The organism is Lentilactobacillus kefiri (genome assembly GCF_009739535.1).
Taxonomy (GTDB): domain Bacteria; phylum Bacillota; class Bacilli; order Lactobacillales; family Lactobacillaceae; genus Lentilactobacillus; species Lentilactobacillus kefiri.
Window position 1 is genome coordinate 199689 of the sequence record NZ_CP029971.1, and the last position, 26773, is coordinate 226461.

The window sequence follows — 26773 nt, forward strand, 5'->3', positions numbered from 1 at the left end:
TGTATTTATTATAGTTTAATTTCAATGTCAACACCGCTAGGCAAGTCGAGTTTCATTAATGAATCGACTGTCTTTGGCGTTGGATTTAAAATATCGATTAATCGCTTGTGAGTCAAAATTTCGAATTGCTCACGAGAATCCTTAAACTTGTGTGGTGAAGCTAAAACAGTATAGATTGTACGATCAGTTGGCAATGGAATTGGACCTGAAATAGTAGCTCCAGTTCTTTGCGCAGTTGCAACAATCTTGTCTGCGGATTGGTCAAGGATACGATGCTCGTATGCCTTCAACCGAATACGAATTTTTTGTTTTGCCATTGTGTTCCCTCCTTCGTCTATTTTGAAAATAGGACTAACTCCGTGAAAATTACCGCCAAACCCATGGCAAAGCATCCGGGTGTGTCGCAACCTTTCACATCAAAGCTAATACATATTGCTTTAGGGCAAACTTATCCCTAAAAACAAGTACTCAAATAGTGTACTAAAAAAAGCCGCATAAAACAAGTGCTAACAGCAATTATTTCGAATTGTAATATTCCTGTTACTTAAAAAAGCTTGTTTAAACATTTTTTGATATCCAAATGAACGTACATAACTTCAACTAATTTATTATACCCTGAGAAACGCAAACAATACAGCATTTAAACAATAAAAAAAGAGACCGGAAAATAAATTCCGATCTCTTAATTTGAAATTAGTCTTCAGCAGGTTGGTTCCCACCATTTTTCTTAATAATTTCAGCTTGAATGCTCTTTGGAACTGGCTCGTAATGATCAAATGTCATAGTGAAAGTACCACGACCTTGTGATGCAGAACGAAGCGTAGTTGCATAACCAAACATTTCAGCAAGTGGAACGAATGAATGAATAACTTCAGCACCGCTTCGGCTTTCCATTCCATCAACACGTCCACGTCTTGCAGTAACTTGGCCCATAACATCACCCATGTATTCTTCGGGGACGTTAATATCAACCTTCATGATTGGTTCCAAGATAACTGGGTCAGCAGTCTTTGCAGCGTTACGAAGGGCAAGTGATGCAGCAACTTTAAATGCGGCTTCACTAGAATCGACTTCATGATAACTACCATCGTATAACTTGGCTTTCAAATCAATTAATGGATATCCTGCAAGAACACCATTAGCTAATGATTCTTTCAAACCTTGTTCTACGGCTGGGATGAATTCACGAGGAACAACACCACCAACAATAGCATCTTCGAATTCGAAACCTTTTCCTTCTTCGTTTGGAGTAAATTCAATCCAAACATCACCATATTGACCTTTACCACCAGACTGACGGATAAATTTACCTTGAGCCTTAGTTGGCTTAGTAAATGCTTCACGATATGAAACTTGTGGGGCACCAACAGTAGCTTCAACGTGGAATTCACGTTTCATACGGTCAATAATGATATCCAAATGCAACTCACCCATTCCGGCAATAAGAGTTTCACCAGTTTCAGGGTTTGTAGTAGCTTTGAATGTTGGGTCTTCTTCAGAAAGCTTTTGAAGAGCAACGTTCATCTTATCTTGGTCAGCCTTTGTCTTAGGTTCAACGGCAACCTGGATAACTGGGTCAGGGAATTCCATTGATTCCAAATGAAGTGGATGGTCAACATCGGTCAATGAATCACCAGTAGTGGTGTTCTTTAAACCAATGGCGGCAGCAATATCACCTGAGAATACTTCTGGAATTTCTTGACGGTGATTTGAATGCATTTGGAGCAAACGTCCAACACGTTCACGTTTGTCTTTAGTAGCATTCAAAATGTATGAACCTGATTCAAGAGTACCTGAGTAGACACGGATATAAGTTAAACGACCAACGAATGGGTCAGTGGCAACCTTAAATGCTAAGGCAGCAAAGCTGGCGTCATCATTTGCCTTTAATTCAATCTTGTCGCCAGATTCAGGGTCAGTGGCGTTGTATGGCTTAACATCAAGTGGTGATGGTAAGTAATCAATAACAGCATCCATTAACATCTGAACACCCTTGTTCTTGAATGCTGATCCAGCTAACACTGGGAACAGTTCCAAGTTCAAAGTAGCTTTACGAATAGCAGCCTTGATTTCAGGAATAGGAATTTCTTCACCCTCAAGGTACTTGTTCATAATGTCATCATCAACATCAGCCAAAGTTTCAACTAATTGATCACGACGCTTTTTAGCTTCGTCTTTATAGTCGTCAGGAACATCAACTGTATCCCAGTTTGAACCAAGTTTATCTTCATCATAGATGTCGGCTTTCATTTCAACAAGGTCAATGACCCCTTCGAAATTATCTTCAGCACCGATTGGCATCTGGATAGGAAGTGGCTTAGCGTTCAAACGGTCTTGGATTGAGCCAACTGAGAAATCAAAGTTGGCACCAACTTTATCCATTTTGTTAACAAAAACGATCCGTGGAACGTCATAGTCAGAAGCTTGACGCCAAACAGTTTCGGTTTGAGGCTCAACACCAGCTTGGGCATCCAAGACAGCAATAGCACCATCCAAAACACGAAGTGAACGTTCAACTTCAACAGTAAAGTCCACGTGTCCTGGGGTATCAATAATGTTGATACGGTGGTCTTTCCATTGAGCTGTAGTGGCAGCTGATGTGATAGTAATACCACGTTCCTGCTCTTGTGGCATCCAATCCATTTGTGAAGCACCATCATGGGTTTCACCAATTTTATGAATCTTACCGGTATAGTACAAGATACGTTCAGTAGTTGTAGTCTTACCAGCATCGATATGGGCCATAATTCCGATATTACGAGTTTTTTCTAGCGGAAACTCTCGTTTGTTAGCCATTGTGTAACTCCTTCCGATTCGTACAAAAAGTGGCTAAATCAGCCACTTATTAGTTTGAGCTGTTTAGAATAATTCTGATATTACCAACGATAATGTGCAAATGCACGGTTGGCTTCAGCCATTCTATGTGTATCTTCACGTTTCTTAACAGATGCACCAGTATTGTTGGCAGCATCCATGATTTCACGTGCAAGACGTTCAGTCATAGTATGTTCACCACGTGAACGTGCGTAGTTAACGATCCAACGCAAGCCCAATGTTGTACGACGATCTGGTCGAACTTCGATTGGAACTTGGTAGTTTGATCCACCAACACGACGAGCTTTAACTTCAAGAACTGGCATAACGTTCTTCATAGCTTCTTCAAACACGTCAACTGGTTCATTGTTTGTTTCTTTCTTAATTAAATCAAATGCACCATACAAGATTTGTGATGCAGTTCCACGTTTACCGTCTAACATCAAACGGTTGATTAAACGGGTTACCAATTTTGAGTTATAAATTGGATCAGGAAGTACTTCCCGTTTTTGAACATTTCCTTTTCTAGGCATTTCGTTATCCTCCTCATGATTCTATAAAACTAAATATTTAGATTGCATTAGTAAGATTATTCTTTAGGCTTCTTTGTACCGTATTTTGAACGTCCTTGACGACGGTCTTGAACACCGGCAGTATCAAGAGCACCACGAATAACGTGATAACGAACACCAGGTAAATCCTTAACACGGCCTCCACGGATCAAAACAACACTATGCTCTTGCAAGTTATGACCAATACCTGGAATGTAAGCAGTAACTTCGATTAAGTTAGACAAACGTACACGGGCATATTTACGTAAAGCTGAGTTAGGCTTCTTTGGTGTCATAGTACCAACACGAGTTGCAACACCTCGTTTTTGAGGGGCTGGAACAGTAACTTGCTGCTTCTTGAAACTATTGTAAGCATAGTTTAAAGCTGGTGACTTTGATTTTGAAGTTCTAGAATGACGTCCTTTACGGACCAATTGGTTAATTGTAGGCATCTAAAAAGTTCTCCTTTCAAATTTTCAATGTAAGTCCACACATCCAGGCGGTTCTTTTTTATGTAAAAAGAAATGTGTACCGCCCAACACTTTTTGTCATATACAGTCAGCATGTCTGAATATTCAGGAATCTGTCACAAAAAGCACCTTGTCTAATTTATCATGACTGACCGTTTGTGTCAATGAATGATCTTGAATAAATCAAAACAAAATGACGTACATAACATATAGAGGTAATTCATGATGATCATTATACAATTTTTATTTGGCGCAAGCATTGCATCGTTTTTTAATTTAGTTGCTGTCAGAGTGGTTAGAGGCGAATCGATTGTCCGTCCCCGTTCACATTGCGACAGCTGCCAGAACCAACTTGCAAACATCGACTTGGTTCCAGTCTTCAGTTACATTATTTTAAAAGGAAAGTGTCGTTACTGCAGCCAAAAGCTTCCAATTAATTTTTTTGCTGTGGAATTATTCACCGGTACTGCCATTTCCTGTCTCAACCTTTGGGTCATTGACTGGCTGTTCATAATCCAATTTGTCATTTTAATCGCACTCAGTTCTTTTGATCTTGTCAATCAACAAATTCCAATGGGAGGAATTATTGGCTTGCTATTGTCATCAGTGGTTGTCACGGACCACCCCGTTCAACAAATTGTCATGGCTGTCGCTCTCTATGGAGTGACTCAGATGATCAACCACCATGCTCAATGGATTGGAAGTGGCGACATCGATATCTACTTTTGCATCTGGTTATCAACTGGGGTGCCCTTCTTGCTCTGGCAAACATTCATCGCTTGTGTTGTCGCACTGCTCTATCTGATTGTTGCACCATGGCCTAAAGATTCTAAGATCCCCTTCGTCCCATTTATCACCATTGGATACTTTGTGACAAGTCAACTGCAAAATATCCTGCTGCCGTTAATTTCTTAGACAAACAAAAAAGGATTCCAACCAATCTCTGGTTGAAATCCTTTTTGTTTAATAAATTCAGTTGTGATTACTTAGTGGTCTTGCTCTTGTTAGCATCTTCAGCTTTCATTTTTTCTTCAAGCTGGCTAATTGAGTAAACACCATCAGTAGATGAACTACCAATTTCTTCAGGCTTAATTCCACGGTAATTTGGCATTCCAGTACCAGCAGGAATTAACTTACCAATGATAACATTTTCCTTCAAACCAACAAGTGGATCATTCTTACCACGAATTGCAGCATCGGTAAGAACACGAGTGGTTTCCTGGAATGATGCGGCTGACAAGAAACTGTTGGTTTCAAGGGCAGCCTTAGTAATACCAAGTAATACAGGACGTGCAGTTGCAGGAATTCCACCTTTAACAACAGTGTCTGCGTTACTATTCTTAAAGTCGTTGATATCCATCAAAGTACCAGGTAATACATCAGTGTCACCGGGATCCATGATACGAACCTTACGAAGCATCTGACGAATCATGATTTCCACATGCTTATCAGAAACTTCAACACCTTGCATACGGTAAACCTTCTGAACTTGATGAAGCAAGTAGTTTTCAGTTGAAAGAACATCACGAACCTTCAACAATTCCTTAGGATCAACAGAACCTTCGTTCAATGCTGAACCACGGTGAATGTAATCACCTTCGGCAACTCTCATCTGAGCAGTAATTGGAACCGTGTAAGTTCGAGTATCAGACTCACCCTTAACGGTAATTTCCTTGGTTCGTTCTGCAGGGTTTTCTTCGATAGATTCAACTGTACCAGTAACTTCACTGATTTCAGCTTTACCTTTAGGGTTCCGAGCTTCAAAGATTTCTTGAACACGAGGAAGTCCTTGGGTAATATCAGCGTTACCAGCAACACCACCGGTATGGAAGTTCCGCATGGTTAACTGAGTACCAGGTTCACCGATTGATTGAGCGGCAACAGTACCAACAGCTTCACCAACTTCAACTTCATCACCGGTAGCCAAGTTACGACCATAACACTTCTCACAAACACCATGAACAGTGTTGCAGGTAAATGCAGATCTGATAGTAACTTCTTTAATACCAGCATCATCGATTTGTTGAGCTTGATCTTCGGTAATCATTGTATTTGCCGGAACAATAACTTCTCCGGTCTTAGGATTCTTAACAGTCTTGTGTGCATAACGGCCAAGAATTCGATCGTACAATGGTTCGATCATTTCATTACCTTCAGTAATTGCACTGATGGTTAAGCCACGATCGGTACCACAATCCTTTTCACGAACAATGACATCTTGGGCAACATCAACAAGTCGACGGGTCAAGTAACCAGAGTTGGCAGTCTTAAGGGCGGTATCAGTCATACCTTTACGAGCACCATGAGTAGAAATAAACATTTCCAAAACAGTTAATCCCTCACGGAAGTTCGATGTAATAGGCAATTCCATAATTTCACCGTTAGGAGCAGCCATCAATCCACGCATTCCGGCAAGCTGGGTAAAGTTAGAAATGTTACCACGGGCACCAGAATCACTCATCATAAAGATTGGGTTTTGAGGATCTTGAGAATCCATCAAACGTTTCTGAATGACATCCTTGGCATCGTTCCAGATACCGATAACTCTTTCATAACGTTCATGATCAGTAATCAATCCACGACGGAACTGCTTAGTAACCATGTCCACTTTCTTATGAGCGGCGTCAATAATTTCTTGCTTATCAGGCAACTGAGTAATATCAGAAATACCAACAGTTAAACCAGATTTGGTAGAAGTATTGTAACCAAGGTCCTTCATTCTATCAAGGAAGAATGAGGTTTCAGTAACTTTATAACGCTTGTAAACTTCAGCGATAATGTCACTCAAGTAACCCTTCTTGAATGGTGGAACAAGCGGTGCATTCTTGAGATGTTCATGAATGTCTTCGCCTGGTTCAAGGAAGTATTTATCTTCAACGAAGTTATTAATGTTTGTTTCAGTAGGTTCATTAATGTATGGGAAGTCTTCTGGCAAAATCGTATTGAAGATAATCTTACCAACGGAAGTAACCAGGATTTTACCTAATTGCTCCTTAGTAAATGTCTTCTTAGGATATGCTGAAGCTTTGATTCCTACACGTGAGTGCCAATGAACGATTCCATCTTTGTAAGCCAACTCAACTTCATCAGGTGAGTTAAAGATCATTCCTTCGCCTTCACGGCCGGCTTCTTCCATGGTCAGGTAATAGTTACCGATAACCATATCTTGAGATGGTGTAACAACTGGCTTTCCATCCTTAGGAGCAAGGATATGGCCAGCAGCCAACATCAGCAATCGTGATTCAGCTTGGGCTTCATCAGATAATGGAACGTGAATGGCCATCTGGTCTCCATCGAAATCGGCATTGTAAGCTTCACAAACCAATGGATGAAGACGCATTGACTTACCACTAACAAGAACAGGTTCAAAGGCTTGAATTCCAAGTCTATGAAGTGTAGGTGCACGGTTCAACAGAACCGGGTGCTCCTTAATAACATCTTCCAATACACTGAAGACATCGTCATCTTGGCGTTCGATCTTACGTTTAGCATTCTTAATGTTGGAAGCCAAATTACGACCAACCAATTCCTTCATAATGAATGGCTTGAATAATTCCATCGCCATTGGAACTGGAAGTCCCATTTGGTTCATCTTCAAATGAGGGCCAACATCAATAACGGAACGACCTGAATAATCAACACGTTTACCAAGTAAGTTCTGACGGAAACGTCCTTGCTTACCTTTCAACATGTGAGAAAGTGACTTCAATGGACGGTTACCAGGACCGGCAACTGGACGGCCACGACGACCATTATCAATCAAAGCATCAACGGCTTCTTGAAGCATCCGCTTTTCGTTTTGAACGATAATGCCAGGGGCGTTCAAATCAAGCAATCTCTTTAAACGGTTGTTACGGTTAATAACTCGACGATACAAATCGTTCAAATCAGAAGTGGCAAATCGGCCACCTTCAAGTTGAACCATTGGTCGTAAGTCAGGTGGGATAACTGGAATTGCATCCATTACCATCCAGGAAAGTTCATTTCCGGATTGAACAAAGGCTTCCAAAATATCCAGACGACGAACGGCACGGGTCCGCTTTTGACCAGTAGCGTTCTTTAATTCGTCTTTTAACTCGACAACTTCTTTATTGATATCAACATCATTAAGTAAAGTCTTAATTGCTTCAGCACCGATTTGGGCAGAGAAACGAGGACCATATTCCTGTTTCTTTTCACGATATTCACGTTCTGAAAGCAACTGCTTCTTTTCCATAGGAGTGTTACCGGGTTCGGTAACAACGTATGAAGCGAAGTAAATGATTTCTTCAAGGGCACGTGGGCTCATGTCCAAAACAAGACCCATTCGACTTGGAATTCCTTTGAAGTACCAGATGTGAGTGACTGGAGCTGCTAATTCAATATGACCCATTCGTTCACGACGAACCTTTGAACGAGTAACTTCAACACCACAACGGTCACAAACGATACCCTTGTATCGGATTCGCTTGTACTTACCACAGGCACATTCCCAATCCTTGGTAGGACCGAAAATCCGCTCATCAAACAAACCATCTTTTTCTGGTTTTAAAGTTCTGTAGTTAATGGTTTCAGGCTTTTTAACTTCACCATATGACCAACTACGAATCTTATCAGGAGAGGCTAGTCCAATCTGCATACTTTCGAATTTATTAACATCGACCACTAGTTTGACCTCCCATTCTAGTCATTACTATTGTTAGCGTTGGTTGATTTAGTTGGTGTTTCAGCTTGATCAGCTGTTTGCTTAGCTGCTTGGTCGGCTTGTTCTTTCTTCTTGTCGGCCAACTTGCTCAATGCATCCACGTTAACGACGTCGTCATCGTCATCAAGATCACGAAGTTCGATCTCTTTGTGACTTGCATCAAGAACCTTCATATCAAGACCAAGTGCTTGTAATTCCTTAACAAGAACACGGAATGATTCAGGAACACCTGGCTTTGGAATTGGTTCACCTTTAACAATAGCTTCGTAAGTCTTTACACGACCAACAACATCATCTGATTTGTATGTCAGAATTTCTTGAAGGGTATAAGCGGCACCATATGCTTCAAGTGCCCAAACTTCCATTTCACCAAAACGCTGACCACCAAATTGTGCTTTACCACCAAGTGGTTGTTGAGTAACTAATGAGTAAGGTCCAATTGAACGTGCATGAATCTTATCATCAACCATGTGGGCCAACTTAAGGTAATGCATGACACCAACGGCAATCTTCTTGTCGAATGGTTCACCGGTACGGCCATCATACAAGATGTACTTACCATCTGAAGGCATTCCGGCTTCCTTAACAGCATCCCAGATATCAGAGTCACGAGCACCATCAAAAACAGGTGTTGCAACATGAATACCAAGTTTGCGGGCAGCCATACCTAAATGGAGTTCCAAAACTTGTCCAATGTTCATACGTGATGGCACACCCATGGGACTCAGCATAATGTCAACTGGAGTTCCATCAGGCAGGAATGGCATATCTTCTTCAGGGATAACAACGGAAACAGTACCTTTGTTACCATGACGACCTGACATCTTGTCACCAACTTGAATCTTACGCTTTTGAGCGATGTAGACACGAACCATCTTGTTAACACCAGGAGAAAGCTCATCACCGTTTTCACGAGTGAAGATCTTAACATCTTGGATGATTCCGCCACCACCATGAGGAACTCTCAATGATGTATCACGAACTTCTCGTGACTTCTCACCAAAGATTGCATGAAGCAAACGTTCCTCGGCTGAAAGCTCAGTAACCCCTTTAGGAGTAACCTTACCAACTAAGATATCACCATCATGAACTTCGGCACCAATCCGAACAGTACCGTCTTCATCAAGGTTCTTCAAAGCATCTTCACCAACATTAGGGATTTCACGAGTCATTTCTTCAGGTCCAAGCTTAGTGTCCCGAGTTTCTGACTCGTATTCCTCAATATGGATTGATGTGTAGACATCGTCCTTAACCAAACGTTCGCTAATGGCGATGGCATCTTCGAAGTTATATCCTTGCCAAGTCATAAATGCAACGACAGGATTTTGGCCAAGTGCCAACTCTCCGCCTTCCATTGATGGACCATCGGCTAAGATTTCATCTGCATCAACGTGATCGCCAACTTTGACGATTGGACGTTGGTTGTAGTTCTTACCACCGTTTGAACGGCGGAACTTCATTAATTTATATTTATCAAGGGACTTGTCGTCACGACGTACTCGAATTTCACGAGCATCAACGTATTCAACAGTTCCTGGTTTCTTACAAATAAGTGCAACACCGGAATCATGGGCGGCCTTATATTCGATACCAGTACCAACAAGTGGTGCATGAGGATCGATCAAAGGAACGGCCTGACGCTGCATGTTGGCACCCATCAAGGCACGGTTTGAATCATCGTTTTCCAAGAAAGGAATACATGCAGTTGCGACAGCAACTACCTGCTTAGGTGAAACATCCATGTAATCAACTTTATCAATGCTGATTTCAATGTTATTTGACTTGTGACGAGCCATAACAATCTTGTTTTCAAATGAACCACCATCATTCAATGGTGAGTTCGCCTGAGCAATAACAAAGTTATCTTCTTCGTCGGCAGTCAAGTAATCAATTCGGTCAGTAACCTTATGGGTTGTCCAATCAACACGACGGTATGGAGTTTCAATGAATCCATACTTGTTAACCCGGGCGTAACTGGACAAACTGTTAATTAATCCAATGTTAGGACCTTCAGGGGTTTCAATAGGACACATACGGCCATAGTGGGTATAGTGAACATCCCGGACTTCATATCCGGCACGGTCACGAGTCAAACCACCAGGTCCAAGGGCAGACAAACGACGCTTATGAGTTAACTCACCAAGTGGGTTAGTCTGATCCATGAATTGTGAAAGTTGTGATGAACCAAAGAATTCTTTGATTGAAGCCACAACTGGTCGAATGTTGATTAATTGTTGAGGTGTCACTGTTGAAGTGTCCTGGATAGACATTCTTTCACGAACAACACGTTCCATTCGTGATAAACCAATTCTGAATTGGTTTTGCAGTAATTCACCAACTGAACGAATACGACGGTTACCCAAATGATCAATATCATCGATTGAACCGATACCTTCTTGAAGGTTAAAGAAGTAGTTCATTGATGAAATAATATCAGCTGGTGTAATGTGCTTAAAACTCAATGGGATGTTATCGTTACCGATTAAAGGAACCACACGATCAGGATCCTTAACTGATTGAACTTTAATGATTTGAACAGTCATTGGCTCAGTTACAACGGCTTCATCTGATGGGTTGAAGGTATAAGCCTTGAACTCTTTGTTATCAAGATATGGAGCCAAATCCTTCATGACATCTTTTGTCACAACGGTGCCCTTTTGAGCAATAACTTCACCGGTATCAGGATCGGCAAGGGTTTCAGCCAATGTCAAACCTAACAAACGGTTCTTCAAACTAAGCTTCTTGTTGGTCTTGTAACGGCCAACGGGAGCCATGTCGTAACGCTTTGGATCGAAGAAGCGAGCAGTTAACAGGCTTCGTGATGAATCAGCGGTCTTAGGCTCACCTGGACGTAGTCGTTCGTAAATATCCTTCAACGACTCTTCAACACGTGAATCGTCAGTATCTTTATGAACATCCTTTTCCAATGTGAGGCCCAAACTGTCACTGTCACCCAAGATGTCAACAATTTCAGAATCGCTGCCAAATCCAAGAGCTCTAATAAGTTCGGTTAAAGGAATTTTTCGTGTTCGGTCAATTCGAACATAGGCAATGTTTTTTGCGTCGGTTTCAAATTCAAGCCATGCACCTCTGTTAGGAATAACAGTGGTACCGAATGAATCGCGACCATTCTTATCTTTGTCTGCGTGATAATAAACGCCGGGTGAACGAACCAATTGTGAAACAATAACTCGTTCAGCACCATTAATAATAAATGTTCCTTGATCAGTCATTAATGGAAAATCGCCAAAGAATACATCCTGTGTCTTAATTTCACCAGTCTCGTGATTGGTTAATTTTAAGGTAATGTGAAGTGGAGCTGAATAATTTGCTTCATGCGCACGCGCTTCATCCACAGTGTATTTTGGTGTTAATAATTGATAATCGACAAACTCTAAAGAAAGCTTGCCCTGAAAGTCATCGATTGGCATGATGCCATCGAAGGTTTCCTTAAGTCCTTCATGTAAAAACCAGTTGTAAGAATTAGTCTGGATTTCAATCAGGTTAGGTAAATCAAGCACTTCTTTGATTCGTGCATAACTTCGTCGGGTACGGTGTTTTCCATATTTAACTAAATGTCCTGCCAAGTTTTTCACCTCTCCAAAAATTCCGGAATCGAAATGTTACAGTTTGATTACAAATGCTCTTTTTGAAGCATCTGACCGAGTTTTGGGCAAAAAAAATCCAAAAACAAGTCTCGCTTGCTTTTGGTTTTTTATGCAGGCCAACCCGGACAATAGATCGCGTCGACCATTTCGATTCACAACAAATACAGTTAAAAGAATAACAATTTATAGAAGCAAAGTCAACCTTTTAAGCTGATTCACTTTCGAATCGCATTTATTTTTTATCTTTAACTAACGTTTTATGATCCGGCTTCTTAACAGAAATTGTAATCTGGTTGTTTCGGCCGCCAACGGTGACTGAATCACCAGGAACAATTTCTTTTGCCAAGAGCTTGGCACTCAAATTATCCTCAAGTTCGGTTTGAATAGCTCTTCGGATAGGACGGGCACCATATTCAGGATCAAAGCCACGCTTGGAAATAATTCCAATTGCAGTCTTGGTAATCTTGATGTCAATTCCTTGATCATGGATTCGCTTGATAACTGGTTTAGCCATCAGGTAAACAATTTTATCAAGTTCTGCTTTGGTGAGTGAGTGGAAGACAACAACTTCATCAATTCGGTTCAAGAATTCTGGACGGAATCGCTGCTTAAGGGCAGCTTGAATGGTGTCTTTCATTGCACTGTAGTCTTCTTTGGCATCTTCTTGACCAAATCCAACTGTCTTCTTATCTCTAAGAGTGGTTGCACCAAGGTTGGAAGTCATGATAATAACCGTGTTTCTGAAGTCAATCTTTCGACCCTTGGCATCAGTCAGGTACCCATCGTCAAGAACCTGAAGAAGCAGGTTGAAGACATCTGGGTGCGCCTTTTCAACTTCATCAAAGAGAACAACTGAATAAGGCTTTTGACGAACCTTTTCGGTTAATTGTCCACCTTCATCGTAGCCAACGTATCCAGGAGCTGAACCAATCAAACGGCTGGTTGAGTACTTCTCCATGAATTCACTCATATCAACACGAATCATGTCGTCTTCAGAACCAAAGACTGCTTCGGCAACTGCTTTGGCCAACCCAGTCTTACCAACACCGGTAGGCCCAAGGAACATGAATGAACCAATTGGACGGTTAAGATCTTTCAAACCGCTTCGGGCACGTCGAATTGAACGTGATACGGCTGAAATAGCCTCTTCTTGACCAATAACCCGTTTATGCAAAATCTTTTCCAAATTAACCAAACGGTCAGCTTCGGTACTGCTCAATCGGGTAACTGGAATACCAGTCCATTCGCCGACAATTTCAGCAACGTCTTGTGGCGTTTCCTTAACCGGATAATGAGTATCTTTGGAATCCTCATCGGCATTGTCGTCATGTGCCAATTCATCTTGTAGCTTGTTGGTCTGCTTACGAATCTTAGCAGCCTTTTCATAATCTTGGGCAACCAATGCTTCATTTAATTCGGACAACAGGTCTGACAATTTCTTGTGATCGTCAACTGCATCGGATTTTTCCAAATGATCAATGCGGACTTTGGCAGCCGCCTCATCCATCAGATCAATTGCTTTATCAGGTAAGAATCGATCACTAATGTAACGGCTTGATAAGTTCACGGCTGTTTCAATTGCTTCATCAGTAATTTCAACATGGTGGTGTTGTTCATATTTAGGACGTAAGCCCTTCAAAATCTCAACAGTTTCATCAGCAGTTGGTTCGTCAACCATGACTTTTGCAAATCGACGTTCCAAAGCAGCATCGGATTCGATGTACTTTTGGTACTCATCCAATGTCGTGGCACCAATCAATTGAAGTTCACCACGGGCCAATGCAGGCTTTAAGATGTTCGAAGCATCAATTGCCCCTTCAGCACCACCGGCACCAATCAATGTGTGTAATTCATCAATGAATAGAATGATGTTGCCGTCTTGATAAATTTCATCAATAACTTTCTTTAAACGATCTTCAAATTCACCACGGTATTTGGTACCGGCAACCAATGAGCCCATATCGAGCATCATCAAACGCTTCTTAGCCATGTCACCGGGCACATCACCGCTGACAATTCGTTCTGCCAAGCCTTCAGCGATGGCAGTTTTACCAACACCAGGTTCACCAATTAATACAGGATTGTTCTTGGTTCGACGAGCCAGGATTTGGACAACCCGCTTAACTTCAAGGTCACGGCCAACGGTTGGATCAAGTCGGTCTTCTCTGGCCATCTCAGTTAAGTCACGGGCCAACGAGTCAATTGTCGGTGTTTTGGAATCGGCTTTCTTCTGTTGTCGGCCACGCTGCTTGTTGGCCAGATTTGAAGCCATTGAGCCGCCGCTAATGCCCATTTTTCGTAAAGTAACTTTTCTGATTTGTGATAAATCAAGTCCTAAATTAATCAGGATTCTGGATGACAAAATGGTTTCGTCAGTCAATAGTGAAAGCAAAATATGCTCAGTTCCTACCTTGGGAACGCCGTTTTTCTTAGCAAATTCTCCCGCTTGAGCCAAAACTTCTTTTGCCTTTGGAGAGTATGGCAGATAATCGTTACTGCTAAGGTCCTTTAGGTTGCCATAGCCGGCGAAACGCTCTACTTCTTCAGTGACATCTTCAGCAGTTACTGAAAACTGTTGAAGGGCCTTGTAGGCAATTCCATTGGTTTCGATCAGTAAGCCCAATAAAAGGTGTTCAGTTCCAATAGCCTGGTGCTTGAATTTCTTGGCTTGTTCCTGAGCAATGGTCAAAACGTTCTTAGCACTTGGAGTAAATAAATTATTCATAGATACCCTCGCTTCCTATCGTTCGTATCGCAGACGGTTCAAAATCGACACCATAATGTTGGCACGCAGAATGTCGGTCAGATCGCTGCTGTTTAAGTCAATTGCATCTTTGTCAATCGCGGCTAATATGATACTCACCTCGCGACGATTAATTAATTCATTATTATATAACGTTTGGACGATTGTTTCACTATCTCGTTTCGATAATTTGTTACCAATTGCATCAATCAGTGAATTTAAAACGTCAATGTCATCTAATAAATGAACCTTTTCTATTCTAATGTAACCGCCACCCCCACGTTTACTTTCCACAATATATCCATTTTGAATTGTAAAGCGCGTGTTGATCACATAGTTAATCTGAGACGGTACAACGTCAAACAAACCAGCAATTTCAGAACGGCGAATTTTGACTTGCTCGTTCTGTGCAAGAATTTCCTTCAAATAACGTTCAATTAAATCAGAAATATTTTCGTCCGCCATGTCATCACCCAATTCTTTGACTAATATTGACTATTATTATACGAATGTTGAGGGAAAGTGCAAGGAAAGTGTTTGAGAGTGCGGAAGAACATGGGGAATCCACAGCTCAAGGCAGGGCTCCGACGGCGAATACAATTTATGAAACATTGAAAGGAATGTTTTATATAGTAGCATTTAGTTCATCATTAACAGATATAGGCAGCGTGATAGCACGTTGCCACTGGTTTATCCACCAAAATTAGGTAAATAAAAAAGTCAGGGCCTGAAAACAGGTCCTGACTTCATTAATGTATGTAAACTTAGCGCTTTCAGCAAATTTCCCACAAAAAATCGGGAAAACAAGATTTGAACTTGCGACCCCTACGTCCCGAACGTAGTGCTCTACCAAGCTGAGCTACTTCCCGATGATTAAGTACTGTTTACTTAACAATATCAATATATCATATAATCCACGTTGTAAAAAGTCGGGAAGACAGGATTCGAACCTGCGACCCCCTGGTCCCAAACCAGGTGCTCTACCAAACTGAGCTACTTCCCGAAAAAGAAATGATTGTAATAAAAAATGCACCCAGTAGGAGTCGAACCTACAACCTTCTGATTCGTAGTCAGACACTCTATCCAATTGCGCTATGGGTGCATAATAAGTATTAAATTAAGTAACCTCAATCATGCTACTTGATTGAAGCGGAAGACGGGATTCGAACCCGCGACCCCCACCATGGCAAGGTGATGTTCTACCACTGAACTACTTCCGCAAAATGCCGACTAGACGATTCGAACGCCCGACCTCTTCATTACTAGTGAAGCGCTCTAACCAACTGAGCTAAGTCGGCAAAAAATATAAATTGTTAGGTACTAGTACCTATGCGGGCGAAGGGATTCGAACCCCCACGTCATAAGACACTAGAACCTAAATCTAGCGCGTCTGCCAGTTCCGCCACGCCCGCATTGTTTAAAACTGGCAATGAGCCGTGGCGGTCTCGAACCGCCGACCCTCTGATTAAAAGTCAGATGCTCTACCAACTGAGCTAACGGCTCAATGGAGGATACAGGGATCGAACCTGTGACCTCCTGCTTGTAAGGCAGATGCTCTCCCAGCTGAGCTAATCCTCCATGAAACAAATACATGAATATGTTGGTAGCAACATCATCAACACAACTATTAAATTTTACAATACCAGTCAGTGCAAGTCAAGATGAATTTGAAAAAAACTGATTGGTTAATAGTTGATCGGTAACGTCTTTTTCCGACAAAAAATATTATATCGTATCCAGCAAAACATTACTAGTCCAATTTACGATTATTTCAAAATTTCTTTAGAAAACAAAAAAGAGTGGAAGACGATAAACGCCTTCCACCCTTCAAAGAAGATCACGGAACCAAGCATGACTAATTGGGCAGTCGGGGAAACTGTCCCCCAATCAGCCGTAACTCGGACAACTATTATCCGGGTTACACTATATAGTTACGCAGGTTGTTGCTGAAATTATTTTTGTTTGCCAATTTTTGTCATTCCGTGCATATATGGACGTAATACTTCAGGAATTGTAACCGTGCCATCTTCATTTTGATAGTTTTCAAGGATTGCAGCCACAGTCCGGCCAACGGCTAATCCGGATCCGTTTAAAGTATGAACATAATGAAGCTTGCCATCTTCGTCACGGTACTGGATATGTGCCCGACGAGCCTGGAAGTCGGTACAGTTGGAACAGCTTGAGATTTCACGGTACTTGTCTTGAGCTGGGAACCAGACTTCCAAATCATGGGTCATAGCGGCGGTAAAGCTCATGTCGCTGGTAGTCAATGTAATAACGTGGTATGCCAGACCCAATTTTTGCAGATTCAATTCTGCTTGATGGGTAATTTGTTCCAAAGCATCCCATGAATCTTCAGGCTTAGTAAACTTAACCATTTCAACCTTGTTGAATTGGTGCAAACGAATTAACCCTTTGGTATCACGACCGGCACTTCCGGCTTCGGAACGGAAGGCAGGTGTCAAGGCAGTAACAGAAACCGGCAGCTTCTCGGTTGGAATAACCTCGCCACGGTAATAGTTAACCAATGGAACTTCGGCAGTTGGAATCATGGTCATATCCGTTCCGTTGACTTCATAACCAGCCTTGTTTTCCAGGAACTTTGGAAATTGGCCGGTTCCGTACATTGATTCACCGTTCACCATAAATGGTGGAATCACTTCGGTATAACCGGCAGCAGTGTTTTGATCTAGATAGAAATTATAAACGGCCCGTTCCAATAATGCACCATCGCCAATGTAATAGACGAATCGGCTGCCAGAAACCTTGGCTGCCCGTTCGAAATCAAGAATACCGAGGCTTTCACCAATGTCCCAGTGATGCTTTGGCTTAAAGTCGAATGAAGGAATCTTGCCAACTTTTCGTAATTCCACTGAACCTTCTTCGGTCAGTGAAACCGGGACGCCATCATGAGGAATATTTGGCAGATGAGCAGCCAAATTATGTTCGTCTTCTTCAACTTGGCGAAGTTGTTCGTCCAAGCCTTTAATCTTTTGGCCGACTTCTTTCATCTGATTAATGGCATCAGATGCGTCTTCTTTATTCCGTTTCTTTTGTGAAATTTGATCTGAAACGTCATTTCGTTTAGCTTTTAAAGATTCTGATTCAACAATCAGATCACGACGTTTGGCATCATAGCCGATTAACTCGTCGATGGTTTCCGGTTTAATACCACGGGTAGCTAATTTTTCCTTGGTAAAATCGGGATTTTTTCTGATCTTCTTAATATCTAACATTTCAATTCCTCCCAAATTGTATACAAAAAGGACCCCTCGTCTATGGGACGAAGGATCCTTTTCGCGGTACCACCCAAGTTCCCGACAATATTTTGTCGAGCTCTCAAAGTATGGTAACGGCATACGCCGTGCAGCATTGCCTGCCCGTTTACTTGTGCTGGAATTTTCGATGACAGTTCACACCGACCACTGTCTCTCTGAAATCTACTTAATAGGCACAAAACGTTTTATCTGAATCTGATTATAACCAATCAGGGCAAAAATCACAAGCTTGGTTGTGATTAAATCGCCAGCTTTTCAACTTTCTCATCAATCATATCGATCACTTTGTTTTTATCGCCGTCATTTTCAACAAAGTCAAACTTATCACCATCAATTTGAATCTTGGGTGATTTGTCGTATTCCTGATACCACTTTTGATAGCGATTATTCAAATCTCTGTAATACTGATACAAATCAGGGTCATTATCAATTTGTTCAAATGAACGGCCACGTTTTTGAATGCGGCGTAGCATGGTTTCAAAAGAAATATTGATATGAATCAAAAGATCGGGATTTTTGCTGTGTTCACTGGTGGAAATTTCCTGCATCATGTTTTGAAGCAGTGAATCATAAATACCGACTTCCGTCTTGGTTGCCCGGCCGAGATCAGCGTTTAAATGAAATAAAAGTGAGTCTTCAAAAATTGAACGGTCGAGGACACTCTCACTGTTCTTCCAAGCTTTTTTGATGTCATCCATCCGGCGGTTCAAGAAATCAATCTGGAGCAAAAAAGCATATTTCTTGGGATCTTTGTAAAACAACGGCAAGATGCGGTTATTTTCAACAGATTCATAATAAGCCGGTGTCCCCAGATGATCTGAAAGCATCTTTGTTAATGAAGTTTTTCCGGCACCAATCGTTCCAGCAAGTACAAGCATAGTCATTCCCCTAACGTTTAAGCATGTGTCTACCTGGACACACAATATTTTATCAACGCTACATATTGTACTAGTTGGAGAAGTTGGGTGCAACATATTGTGTAAATTATTTTACCATTGAGGTATCAACCACTTGAATGTTGTCCAAACCACCATAGGCTTCAAACCACGGTGTGGCATTCTCGGACAAAATTTTGGTCAGCTCGGTCACGTTCCTGGTACCCTTGTTTTTCAGCCAGTCGATCAGGCCATCCTTACCATCACGAATGTAAATATCGACTCCTTCAAGCCAAGTTGCCCGGCCGCTTAACACGCCACTAAACTTGGCACCCGAATCGCCGGCCAGTTTAAGTTCACGTTGGAAAACCGGCGTTGGCACCCCGGCACTCAAGAAGATAAATGGTCGGGTTGCTTCATCGCTTAGTTCTTTAAGGTAGCCCTTTGCCTGCTCCTCGGTATAAGCATACTCATCCCCATCAGTCCACTCTTTGATATAAGTTGGGTTAAATGGAATTTCCATCTTCAAAACATCAATATGATACTTCTCTTTGGTGAATTCCATCATCGACTGGAGAACCAGATCCGGCTTAATCTTGGCGAAATCCAACGACTTACTGTCATAACGGTCATCGTAAGTCACAATTTCCAAAAAGGTTGGTGTTTCTGCGGCAAGTCCTTCAGTTCCGTAACGTTCGGCAAATGCTTTTTTGACATCGTTGATTTCGTCAGGATCGTTGGGATTGTAGTAAATCAACACCTTCAGCGCGTCAGCACCATTTTCAACCATCATCTGCGCGGATTGATTGGGAATTAAGCTTGGTAGGCGTCCAGGTGTATCAGCGTCATAGCCAGTCTTTTCATATGACATGATTAAGCCGGTGTCTTTTGATTTGGCTTGAATCCCTTTAAATCCCATTTGTTCATCGAGCAAAACCGCAGAGCTCAGTGGACTGAGAACTTCTGAAACAATTTCTTTAAAATCATAAACCAGCTGCATGCTGAAAAGCTTTCCGTATTTTTCGGATGCTTTTTTCATACCGTTAACAAGTGATCCACGCTGGTCCAGAGCCAATGCATCAATAATATTCTGATCATTGGACAATTTGTTCATTCTTTCAAATTTGCCTTTGGAAATGACTTTTTTCATTTTTAGCTCACCTCATATTTTAAATATACCAATTGGTGAAATTGTACCAAATATTCATATCTAATATCAAGCTTTATGGCAATAAATAACAAAATTGATCTACCCGAACGGATAGACCAATTTCAAATTGATATATTACTTATTGTTCAATTTTGAAAGGTTTTCATCTTCATGAGCTGGGGAAACGTCAACCTTATCCAAAGGAATAATTTTCGTGTGATGCTTGATCTTATACCAGATGTATAAAACCAGTACCAGAGGAACACTCATGTAAGTAACCAGAACCTGTTTCCAATCAAAGTTCATAAAGGCTTGTGGATTCTGACCCACAATGACCAGGATACATAAGATCAGACAAAGAACCGGGCCAAACGGAAACAGCTTGGCATGGTACTTCAATTCACTGATACTGTGTCCCTGCTTGACGAAGGCTCTTCTAAATCGGTAGTGGGAAATGGCAATTCCGAACCAGGCGATAAAGCCGGTTAAACCGGAAGCGGCAACCAGCCACATGTAAATCTTTGGTCCGGCAATACTTGAAATAAACGTCAATAGAGAGACAAAGGTTGTTACCAACAACGAATAATAAGGAATTCCGTTGGGTGCCGTCTTCCCCAATGCTTTAGGTGCGTAGCCACTGTTGGACAGTGAGTATAACATTCGAGTTGAAGCGTACATCCCTGAATTGGCAGATGAGATTACCGATGTCAAAATAACCGCGTTCATGACACTGGCAGCTGCCGCAAGACCTGCTCTTTGGAAAACAAGGGTAAAGGGACTGATGGCAATATCAGTCGCACTGGAACCCAGTAATGAATGACTGGTATAAGGAATGATAGCTGCAATCACAAAGATCGTTAAAATATAGAATAAAATAATTCGCCAAAAGACTTCGTTAATTGCCTTGGGAACACTGTGTTGGGGATCTTGTGATTCACCGGCAGTGATTCCAACCAACTCGGTTCCCTGAAATGAGAACCCGGCAACAACGAACACGCTTAGAATGGCTGGGAACCCACCAACAAATGGTGCATGCTTAATTGAAAAGTTTCGCATCCCAACAAAGTGGCCGCCCATAATACCGAAAATTGTCAGGGCACCAACCGCTAAGAATATGATAATTGTGACAACTTTGATGGCTGACATCCAAAACTCAGTTTCACCAAACGTGCTGACAGACATCGCATTGATTAGGAAAATAATGGCCAATGCAATGGCACTCCAGATCCATGCCGGGACGTTCGGCAGCCAAAATTTCATAACCAGCGCTGCGGTACTAATATCCACGGCAACCGTAATCGCCCAATTAAACCAATAATTCCAGCCCATTGCGAATCCCAAGGCCGGATCAACGTATTTGGATGAGTATGCGGCAAACGACCCTGAAATCGGCATATTTGTGGCCATTTCACCAAGGCTGGTCATCAGGAAGTACACCATGAGGCCCATCAATACATATGCAGTCAACGCGCCACCAGGACCCGCCTGACTGATTGCGGAACCACTGGCTACGAAAAGCCCGGTTCCAATACACCCACCCAGGGCAATCATAGACACGTGGCGGGCTTTTAGTCCCCGCTTAACCTGTCCGTTTGATTCTTGGCTCTCGTTTTCGTTCATTGTTTCGTCTCCTATATAAATTTTTTAAACCAATCTCAACCTACAAAAAAATCCCTTTCAAAATATTGAAAGAGACAATGTACGTTTCTCAACATCTTGATAGCTCTCCGCGGATTCCCGCGACAGTCCCCAGCCTCTTAAGCTGGGACCCAACCGACAATTGGAAGGCAATTGTCGGTTTCGGCACTCATCCCTTTTTACTCCAGTCATAACTTCCTTCAAGTTCCTGAAATATACTGTTGATGAATGCGCCTCTACTCGAATATATTGATTGATTTAGTTTATAAATAACTTTAACAATAAAAATTGTAACTCACTTGAGATAAATTGACAAACCTGAACCACTTTCCTATGCCAGATTCAGCTTAAAGATTGCCTTCTTTCGGCCGATAATCGGATCAGTCACGGTCGTCGTCATCTCAAAGCCCAAACGGTTCAGCAGGGCTTTTGAGGCGAGATTATCCGTAAACACTTCCGCATTGACCGTTTTAACGGTTGGGTCATGTTTAAGCACCTGGGTTAACTGATCAGCTGCTTCGGTCATGAAGCCCTGGTTCCAATAAACAGGATCAAGGAAATAGCTCATTTCAAGATTAGCCTCATCCGGAAAGCCGTTTTGATCAATCTGCTCGTACAGCAAGATGGCGCCAGCCAAATGATCATGAATCCGCAGCCCCAACGTCATGGGATGGGAAATTTGGCGTTTGGCCACTTCGGTGAGCATCTTTTGGTTACTAACCAAATTAAACCCCGCCCCCGCCGCAATCTCCGGTTGTGAAATCAACTTTTCATAGTCTTTTAAATCAGCGGCCGACATGTGGGTAATGGAAATTCGCCTGGTCCTTATTGGCAGCTTTATCACAAACCTCACTTCTCCTTATAAAAAATGCCAAGGATCATCCCCGGCATTTCAAAACTATATCTTTGTGTGAACAACAAATCGGTACCTGGCAACCTGTGGCGCATAACTGGCGTAAAGCATTTCGGCCACCAATAGCCAAGAATAGCCGACAAGGCAGGCACCCAATGTGTCAGTTGGAAAATGGGCATTCAAATAAACTCTTGAAAGCATGACCAGTCCCAACACAACAATTAACAGCGCCTTGATAATGAGTCGAATCCACCGGCGTTCAATTAATGGCAGCACAATGATCCACAGAATGGCAGCCACCAAGAAAATTCCCAGGACATGCCCGCTTGGAAAGCTGTAGCCACTGTCGACGCCCAAATGCAGCGGTGGTCGATGACGTCGAACCAGCTGCTTAACAACGCCATCAATAATCCCGCCACCGGAAATTGTGACTAAAGCCCATAAAGCAGGTACTTTGTACTTAAATCCCCAAAGGAAAAAAGCAGCAATAAAGACCCAGAATCCGTCCATTACCGGACTAGATAGAAAACTGACGATTGAATAAAAATGTTCAAGACCTGGCGTTGGTGAAGAGCCTTGGATAGCAGTTGTAAAAACTGAATCTAAAAATTGCAAATAATCAAAATTGAATGCCACCGAAACCGATAGCAAACCCGTAAAACACAAACTAACAATCAATTTGATTAACCGGTTTGGATCTCGTTCCATGAGCATGTAGTCTTCGTTTCCGTACATCATTTCAACAACCTCTCGTATGTATTACTCAAAAACGAGTATATCACAAATCGGAAACCTGGTTTTTGGTTTCTGAAGTTTTTTAGCCATCTTTTAATTATTTGCAGAAAGAGTATAATTTTGTGAGTTGGTATCTGCAATTATAGGGAGTGAAAAACTTGATAAATTATGCATTATTGATGATTGGGATCGGGATATTTGCTGGATTTGCCGGCGCAATCCTCGGTTTGGGCGGTGGAATCATTTTAACCCCGATTTTAACCTTGCTGATGGGGGTTGATATTAAATACGCGATTGGTGCCAGTATCATCGCTGTCATTGCCACCAGTTCCGGTGCCACCATTGCTTATCTGAACGATAAAGTGCTCAATTTGCGAGTTGCAATGTTTCTTGAAATTGCTACGACCCTTGGAGCTTTGAGTGGCGCCTTGCTAACCGGCGTCATTGATCCCAAATATTTGTACATATTGTTTGGGTTACTGCTATTATTCTCCGGGTACAATATGATTCGCAAATTAATCAGTCACCAAGAAGTCCTGCACCGGGCTCATCCCGATAAGATGTCCGCCAAGTTCAAGCTGGACAGCAGCTACTTCGACAACGTTGAGGGGAAAACAATCAACTATGAAGTTGAACACATCCCCGGTGGTCTGGCCGTGATGTACGGTGCCGGAATTGCCAGTGGTTTACTGGGAATCGGTTCTGGCGCATTTAAAGTCATGGCAATGGACACCGTCATGAAAATGCCGCTTAAGCCCTCTACTTCTACAAGTAATCTGATGATGGGCGTGACGGCTGCGGCAAGTGCAACTGTCTACTTCTTCAACGGTTCCATTAAGCCAATGATTGCGGTGCCCCTCGCATTGGGAATCCTGGTTGGTGCCAGAATTGGTTCACGGATCATGCGTGACATGTCAGCCCGTTCTATTCGAATGATTTTTGTACCCATTTTATTTTACATTGGAATCGAAATGTTCATGAAGGGGATCAGATAAATGGCTAACAATTCTAATAAACAAACAAACGAGGAAATGGCCGACGTCCAACTCATCATTGGCAAAATTCTCCGACTGGGGGTCATGATTTCAGCAACCGTCATGTTGATTGGCCTGCTGCTATTAATCGTCAAAGGAAACGGTGGCTACCCCAACAACGCTTTTCCAACCGACTTCACAGACATTTGGATTGGGATTGTGCAATTGAGACCCTACGCCATCATGATGCTGGGAATCTTTCTGCTAATCCTGACACCCGTGTTGCGAGTTGTCGTTTCAATCTACTCATTCCATCAAGAAGGTGACCATTTATACGTGGTCATTACAACGATTGTTTTGATCATTCTGGGAATCAGCTTTGTATTTGGAATATTCAGATAAAAATACTGTATCTGAAACATGAAAGCTAATAATCACGCCAAAGGCGTGTGGTTATTGGCTTTTTTGGCAAAAAATAAACGCAAGCTCTCCTGCGTTGTATACTTTAGTCGACCAAAACCAAGATACAAAGGAGACTTACGTCATGAATATTATAAGACAAAAAAATACAGAAAACGAGCTTCACAATATTGTTCATCAATTTACTTCCCTCATTGGTCTATCTAAACTCACCAAGTTGGTGAATTATCGCCGGCATTCAGAAATCAGCTTGATGAAGGTCATTGAATGGCTGGTCACGACAAAGTTCCTGGGACGCTCGCTTTATCGAGCCCATGAAACACCTAACTTTACCAGTCGCACCGTCAGAAATAATTTGAACGATGGCCGGATCAATTGGCAACGCTTGATTTGTCAAGTTGGGAGTCATTTAATCAAGCATTTACGACCGTTTATTGACCGCCGGCGGCGGTTAGCATTGATCATTGACGATACACTCTTTTCCCGTGAGTACGCCACCCAAACCGAATTACTAGCGCGAGTCTTTAACCATGACAAACAGTTATATATTAAGGGATACCGGGCTTTAACTTTGGGTTGGAGTGACGCCAATACATTCTTACCGATCAACTTTGCATTAATGTCTTCCAAGAAGCCACAAAACGTCCTTGGAAAATCAGCTAAAACAACCGATCAACGAACAATTGCTGGCCGGAGACGTCGCCAAGCACAGCAAAAAATGAACCTCGTTTCATTGCAACTTGTCAAGCAAGCCCTCGCAAATGGCGTTCTAGCTGACTATGTGTTATTTGATAGCTGGTATAGCTCACCAAAAATGTTCTATGAATTAACCAAGTTGGGATTAAACGGCGTGGGCATGCTTAAACGGTCCAGCAAAATTTACTATCAATATCGCGGACGGCAATATTCAGTTAAAGCATTATACAAGCGACTGCAGGCCTCAAAATATCAACCCAAGCAAGCTTATCAATACAGCTGCTTTGTCGAAGCGCACGTCGGGAACCAAAAATTCAAGCTTCGCTTGGTATTTGTGGCTAATCGGGCCCGTCAAGATGACTACCTAGTACTGGCAACGACTCAGTTAGGCCTTCAGCCACAAGAGATCATTCAACTATACGCCCGAAGATGGCAAATTGAGAATTACTTTAAAGTTGCCAAGCAATACTTGCGGCTCGACAAATCACAAGTTCAAAATTATGACGGGCTTTGTGGCCATTTAGCAATTGTCATGATGACTTATGACCTATTAGCTTGGCAGGAACGGCAAAATCAGGATGATCGCACCATTGGGGATTTATTCTTTATAATGAACGAAGCCATGCCAGATATTGAGTTGTCTCAAGCACTGGTATGGCTTCTAAATTCGTTAAAAACGATTATTAATCATGAAGTTTATGCAAGAAGAGCCCAAATTATTCAGATGATGAATCAGTTCTTCACATTTTTGCCGAAACGGTTAGTTTCGCTGTTAACAGCAAGCTAAATGGTTAAATTAATTAAAATATGCCATGTGATACCAAGGGATCAGTCTGTCTTCATACTTTCAAGTTTCAGTTATTTATACTAAGAAGGAATCAACATGCTTGCCGAATCAAGAGAACTCATTCAAAATTATCATCAGTATTTTAAACGACTTCCCCACCACCAATATTGGCTGGTCATCGTGGATAACCACTTTAACAATCGTTATTACTTCTTTATATATAGTAGGAAGTTAAAAACAAGGCTGGTTCGCTCCCACGAATTGTTGGCATTGGTCCATGATAAAGACAAATATGAGCAGGTACTAACGGATCTCAAGCAAATCAGCCATTTAACGATTGAATATCGTGACACCTCACATTTAGTAGAACCAATTCCAGAAATTACCAAAGATAAAATTCACGGCCATAATTACTAATTTTTATCGGAATCAATTAGCAACAATTTATAAAATAAATATGGTATATTGATGGAAACACTTACAAGCGAGGGAGCGCG

General features: G+C 41.9%; 19 protein-coding genes, 8 tRNA genes and 1 riboswitch. Of the genes, 5 read left to right on the forward strand and 22 right to left on the reverse strand.

Annotation, left to right across the window (positions count from 1 at the left end; all coding sequences use genetic code 11):
* Positions 1-8 precede the first annotated feature (8 nt).
* The 4 genes from rpsJ to rpsL form a co-directional block, all read right to left on the reverse strand.
* On the reverse strand, positions 9-317 hold the full coding sequence (gene rpsJ / locus DNL43_RS01075) for a 30S ribosomal protein S10 (protein ID WP_013728505.1): 309 nt from the start codon (positions 315-317) through the stop codon (positions 9-11).
* Positions 318-693: 376 nt separating this feature from the next.
* A complete protein-coding gene (gene fusA, locus DNL43_RS01080; protein ID WP_056983243.1) occupies positions 694-2796 on the reverse strand; it encodes an elongation factor G in 2103 nt (700 codons plus the stop codon).
* 80 nt (positions 2797-2876) lie between these two features.
* Complete coding sequence (gene rpsG, locus DNL43_RS01085; RefSeq protein WP_013728507.1) at positions 2877-3347, reverse strand: 30S ribosomal protein S7; 471 nt, start codon at positions 3345-3347, stop codon at positions 2877-2879.
* A gap of 56 nt (positions 3348-3403) precedes the next feature.
* Entirely contained in the window at positions 3404-3817 is a 414-nt protein-coding gene (rpsL, locus tag DNL43_RS01090; protein WP_054769042.1) for a 30S ribosomal protein S12, read from the reverse strand.
* A 240-nt stretch (positions 3818-4057) separates the two neighbouring features.
* Here rpsL and DNL43_RS01095 point away from each other — a divergent pair, with 240 nt between their 5' ends.
* Positions 4058-4750, forward strand: coding sequence for a prepilin peptidase (locus tag DNL43_RS01095; protein ID WP_095347907.1), 693 nt, complete (start codon positions 4058-4060; stop codon positions 4748-4750).
* A 67-nt stretch (positions 4751-4817) separates the two neighbouring features.
* Here the strand turns inward: DNL43_RS01095 and rpoC are convergent, their stop codons facing one another.
* The 18 genes from rpoC to DNL43_RS01185 form a co-directional block, all read right to left on the reverse strand.
* Complete coding sequence (gene rpoC, locus DNL43_RS01100; protein ID WP_054769043.1) at positions 4818-8480, reverse strand: DNA-directed RNA polymerase subunit beta'; 3663 nt, start codon at positions 8478-8480, stop codon at positions 4818-4820.
* 17 nt (positions 8481-8497) lie between these two features.
* Positions 8498-12115, reverse strand: a complete 3618-nt coding sequence (gene rpoB, locus DNL43_RS01105; RefSeq protein ID WP_056983249.1) for a DNA-directed RNA polymerase subunit beta — start codon at positions 12113-12115, stop codon at positions 8498-8500.
* A gap of 244 nt (positions 12116-12359) precedes the next feature.
* The gene (locus DNL43_RS01110; protein WP_056983251.1) at positions 12360-14852 is read right to left on the reverse strand and encodes an ATP-dependent Clp protease ATP-binding subunit; all 2493 of its coding nucleotides are present in this window, start codon (positions 14850-14852) and stop codon (positions 12360-12362) included.
* Positions 14853-14867: 15 nt separating this feature from the next.
* A complete protein-coding gene (locus DNL43_RS01115; RefSeq protein WP_054769044.1) occupies positions 14868-15335 on the reverse strand; it encodes a CtsR family transcriptional regulator in 468 nt (155 codons plus the stop codon).
* A gap of 330 nt (positions 15336-15665) precedes the next feature.
* Positions 15666-15739, reverse strand: a tRNA-Pro gene (locus DNL43_RS01120).
* A gap of 60 nt (positions 15740-15799) precedes the next feature.
* A tRNA-Pro gene (locus DNL43_RS01125) sits at positions 15800-15873 on the reverse strand.
* A 25-nt stretch (positions 15874-15898) separates the two neighbouring features.
* Positions 15899-15972, reverse strand: a tRNA-Arg gene (locus tag DNL43_RS01130).
* Between the two features lie 46 nt (positions 15973-16018).
* Positions 16019-16090: transfer RNA gene (locus DNL43_RS01135), tRNA-Gly, on the reverse strand.
* 4 nt (positions 16091-16094) lie between these two features.
* Positions 16095-16168, reverse strand: a tRNA-Thr gene (locus DNL43_RS01140).
* 32 nt (positions 16169-16200) lie between these two features.
* Positions 16201-16282: transfer RNA gene (locus tag DNL43_RS01145), tRNA-Leu, on the reverse strand.
* 18 nt (positions 16283-16300) lie between these two features.
* Positions 16301-16373, reverse strand: a tRNA-Lys gene (locus DNL43_RS01150).
* Between the two features lie 2 nt (positions 16374-16375).
* A tRNA-Val gene (locus tag DNL43_RS01155) sits at positions 16376-16448 on the reverse strand.
* Between the two features lie 374 nt (positions 16449-16822).
* On the reverse strand, positions 16823-18106 hold the full coding sequence (serS, locus tag DNL43_RS01160; protein WP_056983254.1) for a serine--tRNA ligase: 1284 nt from the start codon (positions 18104-18106) through the stop codon (positions 16823-16825).
* Between the two features lie 281 nt (positions 18107-18387).
* Positions 18388-19026, reverse strand: coding sequence for a deoxynucleoside kinase (locus tag DNL43_RS01165; protein WP_056983255.1), 639 nt, complete (start codon positions 19024-19026; stop codon positions 18388-18390).
* A gap of 106 nt (positions 19027-19132) precedes the next feature.
* On the reverse strand, positions 19133-20173 hold the full coding sequence (locus tag DNL43_RS01170) for a tagatose 1,6-diphosphate aldolase (RefSeq protein WP_056983257.1): 1041 nt from the start codon (positions 20171-20173) through the stop codon (positions 19133-19135).
* Between the two features lie 135 nt (positions 20174-20308).
* Positions 20309-21793 carry an amino acid permease gene (locus DNL43_RS01175; protein ID WP_056983259.1) on the reverse strand — a complete coding sequence of 495 codons (1485 nt, stop codon included), beginning with the start codon at positions 21791-21793 and terminating at the stop codon, positions 20309-20311.
* Between the two features lie 92 nt (positions 21794-21885).
* A riboswitch (Lysine riboswitch) is annotated at positions 21886-22058 on the reverse strand.
* An 84-nt stretch (positions 22059-22142) separates the two neighbouring features.
* A complete protein-coding gene (locus tag DNL43_RS01180) occupies positions 22143-22610 on the reverse strand; it encodes a GNAT family N-acetyltransferase (RefSeq protein ID WP_243538071.1) in 468 nt (155 codons plus the stop codon).
* Between the two features lie 99 nt (positions 22611-22709).
* Complete coding sequence (locus DNL43_RS01185; protein WP_225364692.1) at positions 22710-23402, reverse strand: phosphatase PAP2 family protein; 693 nt, start codon at positions 23400-23402, stop codon at positions 22710-22712.
* Positions 23403-23557: 155 nt separating this feature from the next.
* On the opposite strand from DNL43_RS01185, the gene DNL43_RS01190 reads away from it, so the two are divergent.
* From DNL43_RS01190 to DNL43_RS01205, 4 genes are all read left to right on the forward strand, one after another.
* The gene (locus DNL43_RS01190) at positions 23558-24394 is read left to right on the forward strand and encodes a sulfite exporter TauE/SafE family protein (protein ID WP_054769896.1); all 837 of its coding nucleotides are present in this window, start codon (positions 23558-23560) and stop codon (positions 24392-24394) included.
* Positions 24395-24775 (forward strand): DUF1634 domain-containing protein, encoded by a 381-nt coding sequence (locus DNL43_RS01195; protein ID WP_054769895.1) that lies wholly within the window; start codon positions 24395-24397, stop codon positions 24773-24775.
* A 142-nt stretch (positions 24776-24917) separates the two neighbouring features.
* The gene (locus tag DNL43_RS01200) at positions 24918-26276 is read left to right on the forward strand and encodes an IS4 family transposase (RefSeq protein WP_156644967.1); all 1359 of its coding nucleotides are present in this window, start codon (positions 24918-24920) and stop codon (positions 26274-26276) included.
* Positions 26277-26372: 96 nt separating this feature from the next.
* The gene (locus DNL43_RS01205; protein ID WP_056983268.1) at positions 26373-26693 is read left to right on the forward strand and encodes a hypothetical protein; all 321 of its coding nucleotides are present in this window, start codon (positions 26373-26375) and stop codon (positions 26691-26693) included.
* The last annotated feature ends 80 nt before the right edge of the window (positions 26694-26773 follow it).

Coding starts and splice junctions, on each gene's coding strand:
- rpsJ (WP_013728505.1), bottom strand. CDS start 317: ATGGCAAAACAAAAAATTCGTATTCGGTTGAAGGCATACGAGCATCGT.
- DNL43_RS01175 (WP_056983259.1), bottom strand. CDS start 21,793: ATGAACGAAAACGAGAGCCAAGAATCAAACGGACAGGTTAAGCGGGGA.
- DNL43_RS01205 (WP_056983268.1), top strand. CDS start 26,373: ATGCTTGCCGAATCAAGAGAACTCATTCAAAATTATCATCAGTATTTT.
- DNL43_RS01180 (WP_243538071.1), bottom strand. CDS start 22,610: ATGTCGGCCGCTGATTTAAAAGACTATGAAAAGTTGATTTCACAACCG.
- rpsG (WP_013728507.1), bottom strand. CDS start 3,347: ATGCCTAGAAAAGGAAATGTTCAAAAACGGGAAGTACTTCCTGATCCA.
- DNL43_RS01200 (WP_156644967.1), top strand. CDS start 24,918: ATGAATATTATAAGACAAAAAAATACAGAAAACGAGCTTCACAATATT.
- DNL43_RS01170 (WP_056983257.1), bottom strand. CDS start 20,173: ATGAAAAAAGTCATTTCCAAAGGCAAATTTGAAAGAATGAACAAATTG.
- DNL43_RS01185 (WP_225364692.1), bottom strand. CDS start 23,402: ATGATGTACGGAAACGAAGACTACATGCTCATGGAACGAGATCCAAAC.
- DNL43_RS01195 (WP_054769895.1), top strand. CDS start 24,395: ATGGCTAACAATTCTAATAAACAAACAAACGAGGAAATGGCCGACGTC.
- serS (WP_056983254.1), bottom strand. CDS start 18,106: ATGTTAGATATTAAGAAGATCAGAAAAAATCCCGATTTTACCAAGGAA.
- DNL43_RS01110 (WP_056983251.1), bottom strand. CDS start 14,852: ATGAATAATTTATTTACTCCAAGTGCTAAGAACGTTTTGACCATTGCT.
- fusA (WP_056983243.1), bottom strand. CDS start 2,796: ATGGCTAACAAACGAGAGTTTCCGCTAGAAAAAACTCGTAATATCGGA.
- DNL43_RS01115 (WP_054769044.1), bottom strand. CDS start 15,335: ATGGCGGACGAAAATATTTCTGATTTAATTGAACGTTATTTGAAGGAA.
- DNL43_RS01165 (WP_056983255.1), bottom strand. CDS start 19,026: ATGCTTGTACTTGCTGGAACGATTGGTGCCGGAAAAACTTCATTAACA.
- DNL43_RS01095 (WP_095347907.1), top strand. CDS start 4,058: ATGATGATCATTATACAATTTTTATTTGGCGCAAGCATTGCATCGTTT.
- rpsL (WP_054769042.1), bottom strand. CDS start 3,817: ATGCCTACAATTAACCAATTGGTCCGTAAAGGACGTCATTCTAGAACT.